Origin of the sequence: Burkholderia seminalis DSM 23518 (assembly GCF_902832885.1) — a bacterium.
GTDB classification, from domain to species: domain Bacteria; phylum Pseudomonadota; class Gammaproteobacteria; order Burkholderiales; family Burkholderiaceae; genus Burkholderia; species Burkholderia seminalis.
This window is the reverse complement of record NZ_CADFDK010000001.1, coordinates 722,526-739,675: the sequence shown is the minus strand read 5'-3', so window position 1 is coordinate 739,675 and position 17,150 is coordinate 722,526. Positions and strand designations below refer to the sequence as shown.

Sequence of the window (17,150 nt, the reverse complement as noted above, 5' to 3'; positions counted from 1 at the left end):
TCGCGCGGCGACGCGCTTTCAACCCGGAGACAACCCGATGAATCCGCTTTCAGGTCTCGATCTGCTGCGCGCAGCCGTCTCGGGCGATGCGCCGCTCGCGTCGATTTCCGAGACGATTCCGATGCGCCCGCTCGACGTCGAACTCGGTTACGTGAAGTTTTCCGCGCGGGCGGACGGCCGTCACCTGAATCCGCTCGGCGGCGTGCATGGCGGGTTCGCCGCGACGGTGCTCGATTCGGTCACGGGGTGCGCGGTGCATTCGATGCTCGACGCGGGCGTCGGCTACGGCACGGTCGACCTGCACGTGAAGATGCTGCGGCCGGTGCCGCGCGATGTCGATCTGGTCGCGGAAGGGCGCGTGATTCACCTGTCGCGTTCGCTGGGCGTCGCCGAGGGGACGCTGAAGACGCCGGACGACAAGATCGTCGCGCATGCGTCGGCGACCTGCTTTATCCAGCGGCCGCAGTAACGGCGGGCCGCAACGCTGCCGTCCGGGCCCGCGGGGGACGCGCCGGGCGGCGTCGAAGGCGGCTTGTAAGCGTGCGCGGCGCACATCTGAAGCGGTCGCTTCAATATGATAGCGTTTCTGCTTTCCACCGACGCGACAGGAACAGCATGGAATACCGCACACTCGGCGATTCGGGCATCGAGGTCAGCCTGATCGGGCTCGGCACGATGACGTGGGGCGAACAGAACTCGGAGCGCGACGCGCACGAGCAGATCGACTACGCGATCGCGCAGGGCGTGACGCTGATCGATGCCGCGGAGATGTATCCGGTGCCGCCGAAGCCCGACACGCAAGGCCGCACCGAGCAGTACATCGGCACCTGGCTCGCTCAGCATCGTGCGCAGCGCGAGCGCATCGTGCTCGCGACGAAGATCGCGGGCCCCGCGCGGCAGCCGCACAACCCGCGCCATATCCGCGGCGAGGGCAACCAGTTCGATCGCAAGAACCTGACCGAAGCGCTCGACGGCAGTCTCAAGCGGCTGCAGACCGACTATGTCGACCTCTATCAACTGCACTGGCCCGATCGCAGCACGACGACGTTCGGCCGTCCCGCGTATCCGTGGGTCGACGACGCCTACACGGTCCCGATCGAGGAAACGCTCGGTGTGCTCGCGGAATTCGTGAAGGCCGGCAAGGTGCGCGCGATCGGCGTGTCGAACGAAACGCCGTGGGGCGTCGCGCAGTTCCTGCGCGCGGCCGAGAAACTCGGGCTGCCGCGTATCGCGAGCATCCAGAATCCGTACAGCCTGCTGAACCGCACGTTCGAGAACGGGCTGTCGGAATTCACGCATCGCGACGGCGTGGGCCTGCTCGCGTACTCGCCGCTCGCGTTCGGCTGGCTGTCCGGCAAGTACGAGAACGGCGCGCGTCCGGCCGGGGCGCGCATCACGCTGTTCGAGCGCTTCCAGCGCTACAGCAAGCCGCAGGCCGTCGAGGCGACGTCGCGTTACGTCGCGCTCGCGCAGCGCCACGGGCTGTCGCCCGCGCAGCTCGCGCTCGCGTTCGTCAACAGCCGGCCGTTCGTGCGCAGCAACCTGGTCGGCGCGACGTCGCTCGAGCAGTTGAAGGAGAACATCGGCAGCATCGACGTGAAACTGTCCGACGAGATCCTTGCCGAGATCGACGCGCTGCACGAACGGCAGCCGAACCCGGCGCCGTAAACGACGCGCGGCCCGGGCGGCAGCGATGCCGCGGCCGGCCGCACCGGCGGCGCAGCGACGCGCTGCCGCTGCCCGGGTTATCGCATCTTGAGCCGCGTGCGCGCGACGAACAGCGCGGCGAGGCTCAGCACCGCGCAGCCCATCAGATAGAGCGCGGGCGACAGCCGGTTGCCGGTCGCGCTGATCAGCCAGGTGATCATGAACGGCGCAAAGCCGCCGAACAACGTGACGCCCGTGTTGTAGCTGACCGCGAGCCCCGTTGCGCGCGTCTGCGACGGGAACAGTTCGGCCATCAGCGCCGGCAGCGCGCCGCAGTACATCGCCTTCAGCACGCCGATCCAGACCAGTGCGGCGAGCATCGTCGCGAACGACGCGTGATGTGTCAGCCACGCGAACGTCGGCCACACGGTGCCGAGCATCAGCAATGCCGCGGCCGCCATCATGCGGATGCGCCCGGTGCTGTCTGACAGATGGCCGACGACCGGCGTGACGAGCGTCAGCACGAAGCCGGTCGCGAGCGTTGCCGCGAATCCGGTCGACGCAGGCAGCCCGAGCTGCTTGATCGCGTAAGTCGGCATGTACAGGATCATGTAGTTGATCGCGGTCGAGATCACGAGCGCGCCGATCGACAGCAGCACCCGCACCTTCTGCTCCGCGAACAGCTCGCGCACCGGCGCTTCGGAGCGCGCCTGCGTCTTGAACTCGACGCCTTCGTCGACATAACGGCGGATATACAGCCCGACCGGGCCGATCGCGAGCCCGAACAGGAACGGCACGCGCCAGCCCCAGCTTTCGAGCTGCGCGGGTGTCAGCGTGGCCGTCAGCAATGCGCCGAAGCCCGACGCGAGCAGTGTCGCGAGGCCCTGGCTCGCGAACTGCCAGCTCGACATGAAGCCGCGCCGCTGCGGCGCGTGTTCGACGAGGAACGCGGTCGAGCTCGCGAATTCGCCGCCGGCGGAAAAGCCCTGCATCAACCGCGACAGCATGATCCCGAGCGGCGCGAGAATGCCGATCGACGCGTAGGTCGGCATCAGCGCGATCAGCAACGTGCCGGCCATCATCATCGCGATCGACAGCAGCAGCGATGCCTTGCGGCCCGCGCGGTCCGCATAGGCACCGAGCACGAAACCGCCGATCGGCCGGATCAGGTAGGACAGCCCGAACGTGCCGAGCGTCAGCATCAGCGACGTCGCTTCGCTCGTCGCGGGGAAGAACAGCTTGGCGATCGTCACCGCGAAGAAGCCGTAGACGATCAGGTCGAACCATTCGAGCGCGTTCCCGATCGACGCCGCGAAGATGATGCGCCGGATCTTCGCCGCGCTGGGGCGGGCGGCGTCCTGCGAGGTCAGGGTGGTCGTGTTCATCGTATGGGCAGGTCCCGAGAAAGGGGCAAAGCGCGTTACAGGGCAGCGCCGGCCGCGGCGGATGCCGCGCGGCGAACGGGCGGCGCGTCGTCGCCGAGATCCCAGAAGAGGCCGGCCATCATCTGCAGCCCCTCGCTGACGACGCTCGCGAGCAGGTGCTCGTCGGGCGCGTGTTGCGAGCACGCCGGGTACGAGTGCGGCACCCATAGCGTCGGCAGCCCGAGCGTGTCGGCGAACACCTCGTTCGGCAGCGTGCCGCCGAGATTCGGCAGGATCGCGGGCTTCTTGCCGGTGGTGCGCGCCAGCGACGCGACGGCCCAGCGGACCCACGGATCGTCCGGCGGCACACGCGTGGCCGGCGCGCCGCGTTCGACGTCGATTTCGATGTCGGTGAACCCGTGCGCGTCGAGGTGCGCGCGCAGGTGCGCATGCAGCGCTTCCCAGTCGGTGCCGACGACGAAACGCAACTGGCAGTGCGCGTACGCGACGGGCGGGATCGCGTTGACGGGATGCTCGGGATTGCCGGCCTTGAATGCGAGGATCTCGAACGTGTTCCAGCCGAACACGCGCTCGGCCGCGGTGAGGCCGGGCTCGCCCCAGTCGGCATCGAGGGCCGGGTCGCCCGGGCCGCCGCCGACGGAAAGGTCGGCGAGCGCGTCGCGCACGGCGGCCGGGATCGGCGGCGGGCGAAGTCCCTCGACGCGAATCGCGCCGCGCGCGTCGACGAGGCTCGCAAGCGCATGCGCGAGCACGATCGCCGGATTGCGCAACAACCCGCCCCAGTTGCCGGAATGGTGTGCGCCGTCGCGGGCGCGCAGGCTCAGCTTGAAGTTGACCGAGCCGCGCGAGCCGAGGAACACGGTCGGGCGCGCGGCGGCGATGCGCGGGCCGTCGGACGCGATCAGCACGTCGGCCGCGAGCGCGTCGCGCGCCTGACGGCACAGCGCGTCGAGCCCCGGCGACCCCGTTTCCTCGCCCATTTCGATCAGCAGTTTCGCGTTGAAGCCGAGCCGGCCGCCGCGTGCGTCGAGCACGCTTGCGAGCGCGGCGAGGTTGATGGTGTGCTGGCCCTTGTTGTCGGCGCTGCCGCGGCCATACCAGCGGTCGCCGTCGGCCGTCAGCGTCCACGGCGACAGCGGCGCGCGCCACTGCGCGTCGTAGCCGCGCACGACGTCGCCGTGGCCGTAGATCAGCACGGTCGGCAGTGCATCGTCTTCATGGCGCGACGCGAGCAGGAACGGGCCGCCGCCAGCGACGGGGTTGTCGACGATCCGCGAGGTGAAGCCGAGGCGGGCGGCCTCGGGTGCGATCTCGTCGGTCAGGTACGCGCGCAGCGCGGCGTCGTTGCCGCTGTCCTGGCTTTCGGTGCGCAGGCCGACGCGGCGGCTCAGGGTCGTGAAGAACGCGCCGGATTCGAACTGGTTCAGCGCGTGCTGGATGGCGGCGGTACGGCTCAAGTCGTATCTCCTCTGACGGGGGCGCTACACGCGCGGACCGCGCATGCAACGTGAAGTGCGATCGATTCTAGGAAGCCGTTTTTTTTGTCACAATGATCGAATTTCGAACCTTTCTTTGCCGAAAAGGCAAAGCGGCGCGGCCGGATGCGGCGCGGAGACAGAACGATGGCGGCTTTCCTGCATGGCCTGGCGTTGCGGTATTTCGTCGAAGTGGCGCGCACCGGCTCGATCAGCGACGCGTCCGCGCGGCTGCACGTGGCCGTGTCGGCGATCAGCCGGCAGATCGCGAAGCTCGAGAGCGAGCTCGGCGCGCCGCTCTTCGAGCGGCGGCCGCGCGGGATGGCGCTGTCGGAGGCCGGCGAGCGGCTGCTGGCGTTCGCGCAGCGCAGCCTGCTGGAAGCCGAGCACGTGATGAAGGACATCGGCGGCCTCGACGCGCTGCACGGCAGCCTGCTGAAGATCGCGTGTTCCGAAGGGTTCGCGATCGATTTTCTGCCCGGCGCGCTCGCAAGCTTCAAGGCGCGCCACCCGGGCGTCGATTTCACCATGTGGGTCGTGTCGCCGGCGGAAGCGACGCGGCGCGTGCGCGACGGCGATGCGGACATCGCGCTGACGTTCAGTCTTGCACCGGAGAAGGGCGTGCGCGTCGAGCATACCGAGCGCGCGCCGGTCTTCGCGCTGGTGCGGCACGATCATCCGCTCGCGACGCGCGACGCGGTGTCGCTCGCCGATGTCGCGCGGCACGCGCATGCGCTGCCCGAGGCCGGCACGACGGTGCGCCAGCTGATCGACATTGCGTGCGCGCTCGACGGGCTGCTGCTCGAGCCCGAACTGACGAGCAACAACACGGCGGCGATGTACGGCTACGCGCGGCGCACGGGGGCGGTGATGTTCACGGGGCTGCTGTCGGTACGCGACCGTTTCGATGCGGACGGTTTCGTCGTCGTGCCCGTGACGAACCCGCAGCTGCGCGAGCGCAGCATCCAGGTGCAGACGATGGCGGGGCGCGATCTGCCCGCGTCGGTACGTGCGTTCCGCGACCACCTGATCGACGCGATGCGGGTTGCATCGACGCCGCCGACGGCCGAGCGCGGCCCGAGACGCCGGCCGTGAGATAATCGTCAATCCGCCTTCCGTGCCCATGCGGCTCTTCGAGCCGCATCGCCCCTGTTCGACGCCAAATTGAAGAACCTGATTGTCACCCTCGATCGCGCCGGCGAGTTCGACGAGATCATCGACGTGCGCACGCCGCTCGAGTTCGCCGAGGATCATATCCCCGGCGCGCTGAACGCGCCCGTGCTCAGCAACGAGGAGCGCGTGCTCGTCGGCACGATGTACCGCCAGGTATCGCCGTACGAGGCGACGCGCGTCGGGGCGGCGATGGTCGCGCGCAACATCGCGCGCCATCTCGACACGACGTTCGCCGACCGGCCGCGCAACTGGCGGCCGCTGATCTACTGCTGGCGCGGCGGCAAGCGCTCGGGCTCGATGACGACCTGGTTCAACCTGATCGGCTGGAAGGCGCGCCAGCTCGACGGCGGGTACAAGTCGTACCGCCAGTCGGTGTGCGCGACGCTCGATTCGCTGCCGACGCGCTTTCGCTACATCGCGCTCGTCGGCCATACCGGCTGCGGCAAGACGCGCCTGCTGAACGCATTGCGCGACGTAGGCGCACAGACGCTCGATCTCGAGGCGCTCGCGTGCCATCGCGGCTCGCTGCTCGGCGCGCTGCCGGGCAAGCCGCAGCCCGCGCAGAAGGGGTTCGATTCGGGGCTCGTCGAAACGCTTGCACGTTTCGACCCCGAATGGCCGGTGTTCGTCGAATCGGAAAGCCGCAGGATCGGGCTCGTGCAGTTGCCGATCGCGCTGATCGAAGCGTTTCATGCCGGCCCGTGGGTACATGTCGAGGCGGCGCACGACGAACGGATCGCGTTCCTTCTCGACGATTACGCGCACCTGTTCGACGAACCGGACGCGTTCAAGGCGCAACTTCATCGGCTGATCGGCCTGCATAGCCGTGAACAGGTGACGCACTGGAAGGCGTTGATCGATGCGAACGCGCGCGCCGAACTGTTCACCGAACTGATCGACAGGCATTACGATCCCGCCTACGCACGAACCTACCGCGCGGTCTACAACAAGCCGAACCGGGCGCTGACGTTCACGTTCCGGCCCAACGCCGCCGACGTGCGCGATCAGGCGCGCACGCTGCTGGCCGAACTCGCGCGAGCCGGGTTGCCCGCATCGGCCGCGCTTGCCGCGGGCACGCAATCCAAAACCGACAAAGACCAATCGACGACTACACGATGACGACCACACGCACCCAACCCAATCCGGCGCTCGGCTGGATGACCTTCCTGCTGATCGCGGTCGCGGGACTGTTCTATGTGAAATGGTTTCCGTACTACAACAAGGCGTTCGTCGCCGCCGAGCACCATTCGATCGGCCAGTCGATCCTGATGGGCACGTCGGCGAGCGCCCCCGAGCCGTCGTTGAAGGCCGCGCTCGACTACGCCTGGGCGTACGGCAAGGCGATCTGGCAGGCGATGGTGCTCGGCCTGCTGCTCGGCTCGGCCGTGCAGGCGCTGCTGCCCGCGCACTGGGTCGCGCGCGTGCTGGGCCGGACCGGATTCGGCAGCGTTGCCGCGGGCGGCCTGCTGTCGCTGCCCGGGATGATGTGCACGTGCTGCGCGGCGCCGGTCGTCGCGGGGCTGCGTGCACGCCATGCGTCGCCGGGCGGCGCGGTCGCGTTCTGGCTCGGTAACACGGTGCTGAACCCGGCCGCGCTGGTGTTCATGGGTTTCGTGCTCGGCTGGCACTGGAGCGCGCTGCGCCTCGTGCTCGGTATCGCGATGGTGTTCGGGATCGGCTATCTGCTGAACCGCATCGCGCGGCCTGAAGACCGCAGCATCGACGATGCGCAGCTCGCCGCGCTGGCGGCCGAGCAGGCCGCGGCCGGCAATCCGTTCGTCCGCTGGGTGAAGCTGCTCGCGCGCATGGCCGTGCGACTCGTGCCCGAATACATCGTGCTCGTGCTGCTGCTTGGCGCCGCGCGCGCATGGCTGTTCCCGCATATCGGCCCGGACATCGGCAATCATCTCGGCTGGATCGTCGCATTCGCGGTCGCGGGCATGCTGTTCGTGATCCCGACGGCCGGCGAGGTGCCGATCATCCAGGCGATGCTGTCGCTCGGCATGGGTGTCGGCCCGGCCGCCGCGCTGCTGATGACGCTGCCGCCGATCAGCGTGCCGTCGCTCGCGATGCTCGCGCGCTCGTTCAAGCCGTACATGCTGGCGATCGTCGCGACGCTCGTTGTCGTATTCGGGATCGTGAGCGGCTTGCTCGCGCTCGCGCTCGGGTTCTGACGCGCGCAAGCCCGGTGCGATAGCCGTATTCATATTCATCCGGCGCCGCCGCTTCACGCGCGCGGTGCCCTTTACAAGAAGCAAACAGGAAAACGCATGACCCAACCGAAGATTCATCCTCGACTCGAAAAGGCGCTGACGCGCGGCGATCTCGCGATCCGCCAGGCCAATTCCGCGCGGGCGACTGCCGTGTTGAACGCACTCGGCACGATGATCATCGAGGCCTCCGCAACGATCGGCGTCGAGGCCAGCATCGACATTCCGCAGGGCGACCGCATTTACGATCCCGTCAACGGCGTGTGGCCGCAGAAGATGCTGGTGTCGTTCGACGGCCCGGTGGAGGAGGCCGACAAGGAAGAGCTGCGCTCGGTCTATCTGGTGGCCGACGATCCGGGTACGCAGTTCCGCGTCGAATGGCACCGCGCGGACGGCAAGCTCGGTCGCCAGGAAGGCGGCCCGCTCGCGACCGTCGCGTTCCTGACCGACGTCGAGATCCCGTGGAGCGACGACGACGAGTAACGTCGTCGCATCAGACCGGCGCCTGGTGCGCCGGCCGTCAGCGCATCATCCGCCGCCGGAACAGCCACGCGGACAGCACGAATCCGCCGACCGCGTAGCCGGCGAGCACCGCGACGTGCAACGCGATGTCGGTTGCCGGGCGGCCGAGCATCGCGGGCCGGATCAGTTCGACCGCGTTCGCGAGCGGCAGCGCCTGGGCCGCGTGCTGCGCGACCGGCGGCAACTGCGTGATCGGGAAGAACACGCCCGACAGCAGCAGCATCGGCGTCAGCACGAGCGTCTGATAAAACATGAAGAAATCGTAGGACGGCGCAAGCGCCGTCACGATCATCGCGACGCTGGCAAACGCGAGGCCCGCGAGCGCGATCACGGGCAGCGCCGCGAGCATCGACGGAAATCGCGCATAGCCGAGCGCACCCGCGACCAGCATGATCGCGACCCCCGACAGCATCGCCTTGCTGGCCCCCCAGACGATCTCGCCGAGCACGATGTCGCCGAGCGCGAGCGGCGTATGCATGATCGCTTCCCAGGTACGCTGCACGTGCATCCGCGAGAAACCCGAATACATCGACTCGAAGCTCGCGGACATCATCACGCTCGACCCGACCGTGCCGGCCGCGAGGAACGCGATATACGACACCCCGTCGACGTGGCCGAGCATCAGGCCGAGCCCGAAACCCAGCCCGAACAGATAGATCATCGGATCGGCAAGATTGCCGAACATCGATGCGAGCGCGAGCTTGCGCCAGACGAGATAGTTGCGACGCCAGACGGCAATCCAGTTGGTGGCGTTCGCGGGCATCGCGATCGCGAAGCGTGATTCGCGCGAAGGCGCGGACGGTGTGGCGGCGGAATAGTTGCGCACGTCCATGATCGATCAGTCCTGCATTTCGCGGCCCGTGAGCCGCAGGAATACATCTTCCAGATTGGCCGGGCGGTGCAGATAGCGCAACCCCGTGCGACCCTTGAGTCTCGCGCTGAGCGGCTCCGCGTCGCTCACATAGCAGAACAGCGTCTCGCCGCTGATCTCGGTGCGCTTCGCGAATGCCGACAACTCGTCGCGCAGCGCGGCCGGATCCGGCCCGTAGATCTCGATCACGTCGCAGCCGATCTCCGATTCGATCAGCGCGTGCGGCGCGCCCTCGGCGATCTTGCGGCCTTCCTCGATCACGCATAGCCGGTCGCACAGGCGTTCGGCTTCTTCCATGAAGTGCGTGGTGATCAGGATCGTCTTGCCGCGCGCGAGCAGCGAGCGCAAGCGTTCCCACATCAGGTGCCGCGCTTGCGGATCGAGGCCCGTTGTCGGTTCGTCGAGCACCAGCACGTCGGGATCGTTGACGAGCGCGCGGGCGAGCGTGAGGCGACGCCGCATGCCGCCCGACAGTTCACCGACCTTCGCCTCGGCCTTGCTCTCGAGCTTCGCGAATTCGAGCAGTGGCGGCACGAGTGCGCGCGCGGCTTGCGCCGATATCCCGAAATAGCGGCTGAACACGAGCAGATTCTCGCGGACGGTGAAGTCGGGGTCGAGATTGTCGAACTGCGGGACGACACCGACGCGCTGGCGTGCATGCCGCGCACGCGACGGAACCGGTTCGCCGCACAGGGAAATGGTGCCGGCATCGGGATGCGCGAGGCCGAGCAGCATCTTCAGCGTGGTGGTCTTGCCGGCGCCGTTCGGGCCGAGCAGGCCGTAGCATTCGCCGGCCTGCACGTTGAAGGACAGGCCGTTGACGACGAGCTTGTCGCCATAGCGTTTTTCGACGTTGCGGAAATCGATCGGTGCGACGGACATGGGCATGTTGTCGTTGTAAGCGGGCGCGCGTGGCTATCCGATGCGTGGCCGGCAAGCGAACGGATCGCGCGAATGCGTGTCACACGGACATGACCGAAGCGCGCGACGCCGGCGTGGCGATGGCCCGCTGGAGTACGAACGGGCCATTCTAGTGCATCGGCTGCGTCTCTTCAGGGCATGCCTGCACGGTGCGATGCATGCGGGCACCGATCGTGCACTGCATCATCGCGCACGCGCCGAGCGGGGCGAATCAGCGTTTTCCATCCCTTGCATCCTGAATTGCGGCGCACCATGATGAATGCGTAGGCTCGTTGTCGCGATAGGGAGGTTTCATGGCCAGTTACAACAAGATTTTGCTGTGTTACGACGGCACCCTCGAAGGGCGCAAGGCACTGCGCTGCGGTGCCAATCTCGCAATGGACCTGAAGGCGGAAACGCACTTGCTGTCGGTTGTCGACATGCGTTCGAGCATTGCGCAAAGCGCAGGTCTGCTGACGGACGTCGCGTGCGGCCGGTTCGAGGAAACCGCGCGGGAAATCCTGCAGGAAGGCGTGAACTGGCTGCGTGAGCGCGGCGTGCAGGCCGAAGGCCATTTCGCATTCGGTTATCCGATCGACGAAATCGCGAATCTCGCGACGGAACTGAAGGTCGATCTCGTCGTCGTCGGCCACCGGTGCCGCAGCGGGCTGTCGAGATGGTGGATGGGGTCGGGCAATACGCAACTGCTCGATCGCGTGAACTGCAGCATCCTGGTGGCGTGTTCGTCCGCGCAGGAGCAGAAGGAAGAAATCGCGCGCGAGCGTGAAGCGGCCATCGCGAACGGCAAATGATCGAATGATGCGATGACGGCCCGACCGGCGCTGCGAGCCGGTCGGGCGCCGCTGCATCAGCGGCGCGGGTACCGCGCAGCCTGCTACGCGTGCAGGTCGATCGCGGACAATTTCCACGAGAACAGGCCGAAGCGGTGGAATATCGCCGCATAGCGCGTGCCGTCGGCGGTGCGCTGGTACGTGACGACGAATTCATCGATATTCCGGTATCCCGCGCTGGTTTGCTGCTGATGCGGCGGATGCGTTGCATCGCCCGCGCTGGCCGGCGCGGCAGACGGGGATGCGGGTGATGACGCAGCCGTTGCGGCCGCGTTGCTGACGGGGCCGGCGGCGCTCGCCGGCGCCGGGCGGGCGGGCGTGTCGGCTGACGCATCGACTTGCGGCTGATTCGACCATTCGGGCGGACGCTCGCCCGGATTGCCGCGCGGCGGCAATCCGCTCATCAGCGCGGCCACGCCCTCCGGCGTCGCGTACGCATCGACCAGCGGGCCGATCAGTGCGGACCCGATCAGCGCGCCGATCACCGCGAACGGATTGTTCTTCTTCACCGCGTCGATCCGGCGCATCAACTCTTCAGTCACCTGCTGCTTCAGGCTGATGCGCAGCGACGGAAAATCGACGTATTCGCTGATGGCCTGCGCGTCGCGCGCGTCGATCGCCGATTTCAGGCGACCGAGCGCGACGTACGGCGACGCGTACGCGTAGCCGACCGCCGCCACGACGGCGACGGCCAGCACGACGATCAGCAGGGGCTTGAGCCGCCATGCGCGGCCCGACGATCCAGTCACGTTGCCTCCGGTGCGGGGATGTTCCGCAATCAGAGACCACCCGGCGTAGCCGATCGTTCCTCCGCGATGCAGCGGTCGATCATCCGGCATACGGCGTCGATCGTGCCGACCATGATCAGCCGCGAACGGCCGTGATAGACCCGCACCGGCGCGCGGCGCGCGGGTTCCGCATGATTCAGGCCGGCGTTCAGCGATACCCGCGCGAACGCGGGGAGCGCCGACGGCAGCAGGGACGCCTGCCGTTCGACTGCGACTTCTTCTTGCACGGGCGCGGCCGCGGACAGCGGTGCGCAGGGCGTGCGGCCGCGCAGATGACGCAGGCGGCCGAATTGACGGAAAGGCAGCAGACGGGCAAGGCGTTCCATGATGTTCTCCTCAGCGAGACGGAATGTCAGAGTTCGCCTGATCGGATCAGTCCGACGGCGATGCCTTCCAGCGCGAACTCCGCGCTGCCGGCCTTGACGAAGATGTTTTCGTAATCCGGGTTCTCCGCGATCAGCTCGAGACCGCCAGGCCGGCGCATCAGGCGCTTGACCGTGACGTCGTCGCCGAGACGCGCGACGATGATCTGGCCGTCCTTTGCCTCCGTGCGCTTCTGCACGGCGAGGAGGTCGCCGTCGAGAATGCCGGCGTCGCGCATCGACAGGCCGCGCACCTTCAGCAGGTAGTCGGGCTTGCTCGTGAACAGCGCGGGATCGCACGCGTAGTGCTGCGAGATGTGCTCCTGCGCGAGGATCGGGCTACCGGCCGCGACGCGGCCGACGAGCGGCAGCGACAGCTGCATCAGGCCGGCGTGCGGCAGCGTGAACTGATGCGGGGCGTCGTCGATGCCGAGCAGGCGGATGCCGCGCGACGCGCCGGCGGCCAGCTCGATCACGCCCTTGCGCGCCAGCGCGCGCAGGTGCTCCTCGGCCGCATTCGGCGAACTGAAGCCCAACTCGGCCGCGATCTCGGCACGGGTGGGCGGGAATCCGGAGCGCTCGATCGCGCGACGGATCAAGTCGAACACTTGCTGCTGACGGGCGGTGAGTTTGGTCATGGCTCAACTGTATGGATAGACAGTGAGCTGTATTTTTATACAGTACTTCGCGAATTTCAAGTGTTACGTGAGGTTCGACGCGATCGCGCCGGTTCCGGCGTGATTTTGCGACGCCCCGACGGCGGTTTATCTGCCGCAACCGTCCGTCCCGTCTGCGTTAGCACTTTTGAGTATTAAAAAATGAGGAACGATTATTTTTAATCATGTAACCCGTTCGCTAGACTGGCCCGACATCGCAATACCGACAACACTGGAGAACCAAGGATGGCGAAGCGCAATACGGGGCTGGTGGGCGGAGTGGGCCGCCTGATCGCAACACTCGCGCTGGGCGCGGCGGCGGCGCTGGGCGTCGCGACGCATGCCCGGGCCGATACGACGTTCCTGAACGTGTCGTACGACCCGACGCGCGAGCTGTATCAGGACTTCAACCAGGCGTTCGGCAAGGAGTGGAAGGCGAAGACGGGCGAGACCGTCAACTTCAAGCAGTCGCACGGCGGGTCGGGCGCGCAGGCGCGCTCGGTGCTCGACGGCCTGCAGGCCGACGTCGTCACGCTGGCGCTCGCGTACGACATCGACGCGCTCGCGAACAAGGGGCTCGTGAACAAGGACTGGCAGAAGCGCCTGCCCGACAACGCGTCGCCGTACACGTCGACGATCGTGTTCCTGGTGCGCAAGGGCAATCCGAAGGGGATCAAGGACTGGGACGACCTGACCAAGCCGGGCATCTCGATCGTCACGCCGAACCCGAAGACGTCGGGCGGCGCACGCTGGAACTACCTGGCGGCATGGGCGTACGCGGTGCACAAGCCGGGCGGCAACGAGCAGACGGCCAAGGAATTCGTCACGAAGCTCTACAAGAACGCCGGCGTGCTCGATTCGGGCGCGCGGGGCGCGACGACGAGCTTCGTGCAGCGCGGCATCGGCGACGTGCTGATCGCGTGGGAAAACGAGGCATTCCTGTCGGTGAAGGAATTCGGCACCGACAAGTTCGAGATCGTCGTGCCGTCGGTGAGCATCCTGGCCGAGCCGCCCGTCGCGGTGGTCGACAAGGTGGTCGACAAGAAGGGCACGCGCAAGCTGGCCGAAGCGTACCTGAACTTCCTGTACAGCCCGCAGGGCCAGGAGATCGCGGCGCGCAACTACTACCGGCCGCGTTCGAAGAACGTGCCGGCGGAACTGACGAAGCAGTTCCCGAAGCTGAAGCTGTACACGGTCGACGACACGTTCGGCGGCTGGACGAATGCGCAGAAGACGCATTTCGCGGACGGCGGCGTGTTCGACTCGATCTACAAGCCGCAGTAACGCCATAACGACAGCGGCGCGCCACGCAGCGCGCCGCCTCCCCGACGGCCCGCCGGCGCGATTCACTGCGCCGGCGTTTGCGTCGGACCCGTGAGCAGCATCGACCCAGCAAGAGCATCCGATGACGACGTACACCTTTCGCAAGCCGAGCGCGCTGCCCGGTTTCGGCGTGACACTCGGCATCACGGTGGCCTATTTGAGCCTCGTGGTGCTGATCCCGCTCGCCGCCACGTTCCTGAAGACCGCGACGCTGTCGTGGGACCAGTTCGTCACCGCCGTCACGTCGCCGCGCGTGCTCGCGTCGTACCGGCTGACGTTCTCGGCCGCGCTCGGCGGCGCGCTGATCAACGCCGTGTTCGGCTTCCTCGTCGCGTGGGTGCTCGTGCGCTACACGTTCCCGTTCAAGCGCCTCGTCGATGCAATCGTCGACCTGCCGTTCGCGCTGCCGACGTCGGTCGCCGGCATCTCGCTCGCGGCCGTCTACGCGACCAACGGCTGGGTCGGCCAGTATCTCGCGCCGCTCGGCATCAAGATCGCGTTCACGCCGGCCGGCGTGCTGGTCGCGCTGACCTTCATCGGGCTGCCGTTCGTCGTGCGCACCGTGCAGCCGGTGCTCGAGGATTTCGAGCGCGAGCAGGAGGAAGCGGCCGCATGCCTCGGCGCGTCGCGCTGGCTCACGTTCCGCCGCGTCGTGCTGCCGGCCGTGCTGCCGGCGCTCCTCACCGGCTTCGCGCTCGCGTTCGCGCGTGCGCTCGGCGAATACGGCTCGGTGATCTTCATCGCCGGCAACGTGCCGATGAAATCCGAGATCACGTCGCTGCTGATCATCACGAAGCTCGAGCAGTACGACTACGCGGGCGCGACCGCGCTGGCGGTCGTGATGCTGGTCGTGTCGTTCCTGATGCTGCTGCTGATCAACACGCTGCAGTGGTATCTGCAGCGGCGGACGAGCAAGGGCGCAAGCGGCCCCGCGCCCGCCACCGTCGCCGCCGTCGCGGCAGGAGGCCAGCAATGAGCCAGGAGGCCACCGTCGTGCTGAAAACCCCGTCGCCGGCCGTGCGCGCCACGAAACGGCTCGATCCCGTCAGCGAGTCGCGCGTCGTGCGCTGGCTGCTCACCGGCATCGCGCTGGCGTTCCTCGCGTTCTTCCTCGTCGTGCCGCTCGCCGCGGTGTTCGTCGAGGCGCTGCGCAAGGGCGTCGGCTTCTATCTCGAATCGCTGGCCGATCCCGACGCGTGGTCGGCGATCAAGCTGACGCTGACCGTCGCCGTGATCGCCGTGCCGCTGAACCTCGTGTTCGGCGTGTGCGCGTCGTGGGCGATCGCGAAGTTCGAATTCCGCGGCAAGGCGCTGCTGACGACGCTGATCGACCTGCCGTTCTCGGTGTCGCCGGTGATCTCGGGCCTCGTGTACGTGCTGCTGTTCGGCGCGCAGGGCTGGCTCGGGCCGTGGCTGCAGAACCACGACGTGCAGATCATCTTCGCGGTGCCGGGCATCGTGCTCGCGACGATCTTCGTCACGTTCCCGTTCGTCGCGCGCGAGCTGATCCCGCTGATGCAGGCGCAAGGCACCGACGAGGAGGAGGCCGCGCGCGTGCTCGGCGCGTCGGGCTGGCAGATCTTCCGCCGCGTGACGCTGCCGAACGTGAAGTGGGGCCTGCTGTACGGCGTGATCCTGTGCAATGCGCGCGCGATGGGCGAGTTCGGTGCGGTGTCGGTCGTGTCGGGCCATATCCGCGGCCAGACCGACACGATGCCGCTGCACGTCGAGATCCTGTACAACGAATACAACTTCGCGGCGGCGTTCGCGGTGGCGTCGGTGCTGGCGCTGCTCGCGCTCGTCACGCTCGCGCTGAAGCTGATCGCCGAGCGTCATCTCGCCGCCGAACTGGCCGGCGCGAGCGACATCGCGCCCGCACATGCCGGCCCCGCCGCCGTTTCGTCGAAATCGTAAAGAGGCAACCAGAATGGGTATCACCGTCCGTAACCTTCAGAAGCGCTTCGGCGATTTCACGGCGCTCGACAACGTCTCGCTCGACTTTCCGCCGGGCGAGCTGGTCGCGCTGCTCGGGCCGTCCGGCTGCGGCAAGACCACGCTGCTGCGCGTGATCGCGGGCCTCGAGCACGCGGACGCCGGCCAGGTCGTGCTGCAGGGGCTCGACGTCGCGTCGGTCGGCGCGCGCGACCGCCAGGTCGGCTTCGTGTTCCAGCACTACGCGCTGTTCCGCCACATGACCGTATTCGAGAACGTCGCGTTCGGGCTGCGCGTGAAGCCGCGCCGCGAGCGGCCGTCGGAAGCCGTGATCCGCGAGAAGGTGCACGAGTTGCTGAAACTGGTGCAGCTCGACTGGCTCGCGCAGCGCTATCCGTCCGAACTGTCCGGCGGCCAGCGCCAGCGTATCGCGCTCGCCCGCGCGCTCGCGGTCGAGCCGAAGGTGCTGCTGCTCGACGAGCCGTTCGGCGCGCTCGACGCGAAGGTCCGCAAGGAGCTGCGCGGCTGGTTACGCCGGCTGCACGACGACCTGCACATCTCGACGATCTTCGTCACGCACGACCAGGAGGAGGCGCTGGAAGTCGCGGACCGCATCGTCGTGCTGAATCGCGGCCACGTCGAGCAGGTCGGCAGCCCGCAGGACGTCTACGATCATCCGCAAAGCGCGTTCGTGTACGAGTTCCTCGGCGCGGCGAACCGGCTGCCGGGCACGGTGGCCGGGCGCGGCTTCGTGGCCGAGGGCGCGGCCGCGCCGATCGAGGTCGACGCCGATTTCGCGGGCCCCGCGAATGCCTACGTGCGACCGCACGACCTGCAGCTGTGGCCGGCGGGCGAAGGGCACCGGGACGGCATCGCGGTGGACGTGCGCCGCGTGATCCCGCTCGGCGGTTCGGTGCGCGTGGAGCTCGAGGCGCGCGCGGGCGGCGCGCTCGAGGCGGAACTGGATCGCGATGCATGGCGTGCGCTGTCGCTGCAGGTCGGCGACGGTGCGACGGCCGTACCGCGCGCGGTGCGTGTCTTTCCCGCGCGTTGAC

General features: G+C 67.7%; 18 protein-coding genes. 11 read left to right on the top strand and 7 right to left on the bottom strand.

Going from position 1 to position 17,150, the window contains the following annotated elements:
- The first annotated feature begins 37 nt into the window (after positions 1-37).
- Positions 38-469 (top strand): PaaI family thioesterase, encoded by a 432-nt coding sequence (locus tag HWX00_RS03340; RefSeq protein WP_175026921.1) that lies wholly within the window; start codon positions 38-40, stop codon positions 467-469.
- Between the two features lie 146 nt (positions 470-615).
- A complete protein-coding gene (locus tag HWX00_RS03335) occupies positions 616-1,668 on the top strand; it encodes an NADP(H)-dependent aldo-keto reductase (protein WP_059557780.1) in 1,053 nt (350 codons plus the stop codon).
- Between the two features lie 77 nt (positions 1,669-1,745).
- Here the strand turns inward: HWX00_RS03335 and HWX00_RS03330 are convergent, their stop codons facing one another.
- Positions 1,746-3,032 carry an MFS transporter gene (locus tag HWX00_RS03330; protein ID WP_175026920.1) on the bottom strand — a complete coding sequence of 429 codons (1,287 nt, stop codon included), beginning with the start codon at positions 3,030-3,032 and terminating at the stop codon, positions 1,746-1,748.
- A gap of 35 nt (positions 3,033-3,067) precedes the next feature.
- Entirely contained in the window at positions 3,068-4,489 is a 1,422-nt protein-coding gene (locus HWX00_RS03325) for a M20 family metallopeptidase (RefSeq protein WP_034186967.1), read from the bottom strand.
- A 165-nt stretch (positions 4,490-4,654) separates the two neighbouring features.
- On the opposite strand from HWX00_RS03325, the gene HWX00_RS03320 reads away from it, so the two are divergent.
- The 4 genes from HWX00_RS03320 to HWX00_RS03305 all read left to right on the top strand — a co-directional run bounded on the left by HWX00_RS03320 (position 4,655) and on the right by HWX00_RS03305 (position 8,373).
- Complete coding sequence (locus HWX00_RS03320; protein WP_175026919.1) at positions 4,655-5,602, top strand: LysR family transcriptional regulator; 948 nt, start codon at positions 4,655-4,657, stop codon at positions 5,600-5,602.
- Positions 5,603-5,671: 69 nt separating this feature from the next.
- Positions 5,672-6,799, top strand: a complete 1,128-nt coding sequence (mnmH, locus tag HWX00_RS03315) for a tRNA 2-selenouridine(34) synthase MnmH (protein ID WP_034186966.1) — start codon at positions 5,672-5,674, stop codon at positions 6,797-6,799.
- Complete coding sequence (locus tag HWX00_RS03310; protein WP_034186965.1) at positions 6,796-7,854, top strand: permease; 1,059 nt, start codon at positions 6,796-6,798, stop codon at positions 7,852-7,854. Before mnmH ends, HWX00_RS03310 begins: the two co-directional genes overlap by 4 nt.
- Positions 7,855-7,950: 96 nt before the next feature.
- On the top strand, positions 7,951-8,373 hold the full coding sequence (locus tag HWX00_RS03305) for a hypothetical protein (protein WP_034186964.1): 423 nt from the start codon (positions 7,951-7,953) through the stop codon (positions 8,371-8,373).
- A gap of 37 nt (positions 8,374-8,410) precedes the next feature.
- On the opposite strand, the gene HWX00_RS03300 is transcribed toward HWX00_RS03305, so the two are convergent.
- Positions 8,411-9,244: an ABC transporter permease gene (locus HWX00_RS03300; RefSeq protein ID WP_034186963.1), complete on the bottom strand. Its 834-nt coding sequence runs from the start codon at positions 9,242-9,244 to the stop codon at positions 8,411-8,413.
- Between the two features lie 6 nt (positions 9,245-9,250).
- Positions 9,251-10,165, bottom strand: a complete 915-nt coding sequence (nodI, locus tag HWX00_RS03295; protein ID WP_034186962.1) for a nodulation factor ABC transporter ATP-binding protein NodI — start codon at positions 10,163-10,165, stop codon at positions 9,251-9,253.
- Positions 10,166-10,497: 332 nt separating this feature from the next.
- Between nodI and HWX00_RS03290 the strand changes: the two genes are divergently transcribed.
- Positions 10,498-10,995 carry a universal stress protein gene (locus tag HWX00_RS03290; protein WP_034186961.1) on the top strand — a complete coding sequence of 166 codons (498 nt, stop codon included), beginning with the start codon at positions 10,498-10,500 and terminating at the stop codon, positions 10,993-10,995.
- 83 nt (positions 10,996-11,078) lie between these two features.
- Here the strand turns inward: HWX00_RS03290 and HWX00_RS03285 are convergent, their stop codons facing one another.
- Genes HWX00_RS03285 through lexA form a run of 3 tightly spaced genes read right to left on the bottom strand, consistent with a single transcriptional unit; the run spans position 11,079 to position 12,822 of the window.
- Positions 11,079-11,783, bottom strand: a complete 705-nt coding sequence (locus HWX00_RS03285; RefSeq protein WP_124607966.1) for a DUF2939 domain-containing protein — start codon at positions 11,781-11,783, stop codon at positions 11,079-11,081.
- Positions 11,784-11,812: 29 nt separating this feature from the next.
- A complete protein-coding gene (locus HWX00_RS03280; RefSeq protein ID WP_006476078.1) occupies positions 11,813-12,148 on the bottom strand; it encodes a hypothetical protein in 336 nt (111 codons plus the stop codon).
- 26 nt (positions 12,149-12,174) lie between these two features.
- On the bottom strand, positions 12,175-12,822 hold the full coding sequence (gene lexA, locus HWX00_RS03275; RefSeq protein ID WP_006754655.1) for a transcriptional repressor LexA: 648 nt from the start codon (positions 12,820-12,822) through the stop codon (positions 12,175-12,177).
- Positions 12,823-13,086: 264 nt separating this feature from the next.
- Here lexA and HWX00_RS03270 point away from each other — a divergent pair, with 264 nt between their 5' ends.
- The 4 genes from HWX00_RS03270 to HWX00_RS03255 all read left to right on the top strand — a co-directional run bounded on the left by HWX00_RS03270 (position 13,087) and on the right by HWX00_RS03255 (position 17,149).
- Positions 13,087-14,124 carry a sulfate ABC transporter substrate-binding protein gene (locus tag HWX00_RS03270; RefSeq protein ID WP_175026918.1) on the top strand — a complete coding sequence of 346 codons (1,038 nt, stop codon included), beginning with the start codon at positions 13,087-13,089 and terminating at the stop codon, positions 14,122-14,124.
- A gap of 121 nt (positions 14,125-14,245) precedes the next feature.
- Positions 14,246-15,139: a sulfate ABC transporter permease subunit CysT gene (gene cysT, locus HWX00_RS03265; RefSeq protein ID WP_034186957.1), complete on the top strand. Its 894-nt coding sequence runs from the start codon at positions 14,246-14,248 to the stop codon at positions 15,137-15,139.
- The gene (gene cysW, locus HWX00_RS03260; protein WP_175026917.1) at positions 15,136-16,077 is read left to right on the top strand and encodes a sulfate ABC transporter permease subunit CysW; all 942 of its coding nucleotides are present in this window, start codon (positions 15,136-15,138) and stop codon (positions 16,075-16,077) included. The genes cysT and cysW overlap by 4 nt, the downstream gene beginning before the upstream one ends.
- Before the next feature lie 13 nt (positions 16,078-16,090).
- Positions 16,091-17,149 carry a sulfate/molybdate ABC transporter ATP-binding protein gene (locus HWX00_RS03255; protein ID WP_034186955.1) on the top strand — a complete coding sequence of 353 codons (1,059 nt, stop codon included), beginning with the start codon at positions 16,091-16,093 and terminating at the stop codon, positions 17,147-17,149.
- Position 17,150 lies beyond the last annotated feature (1 nt).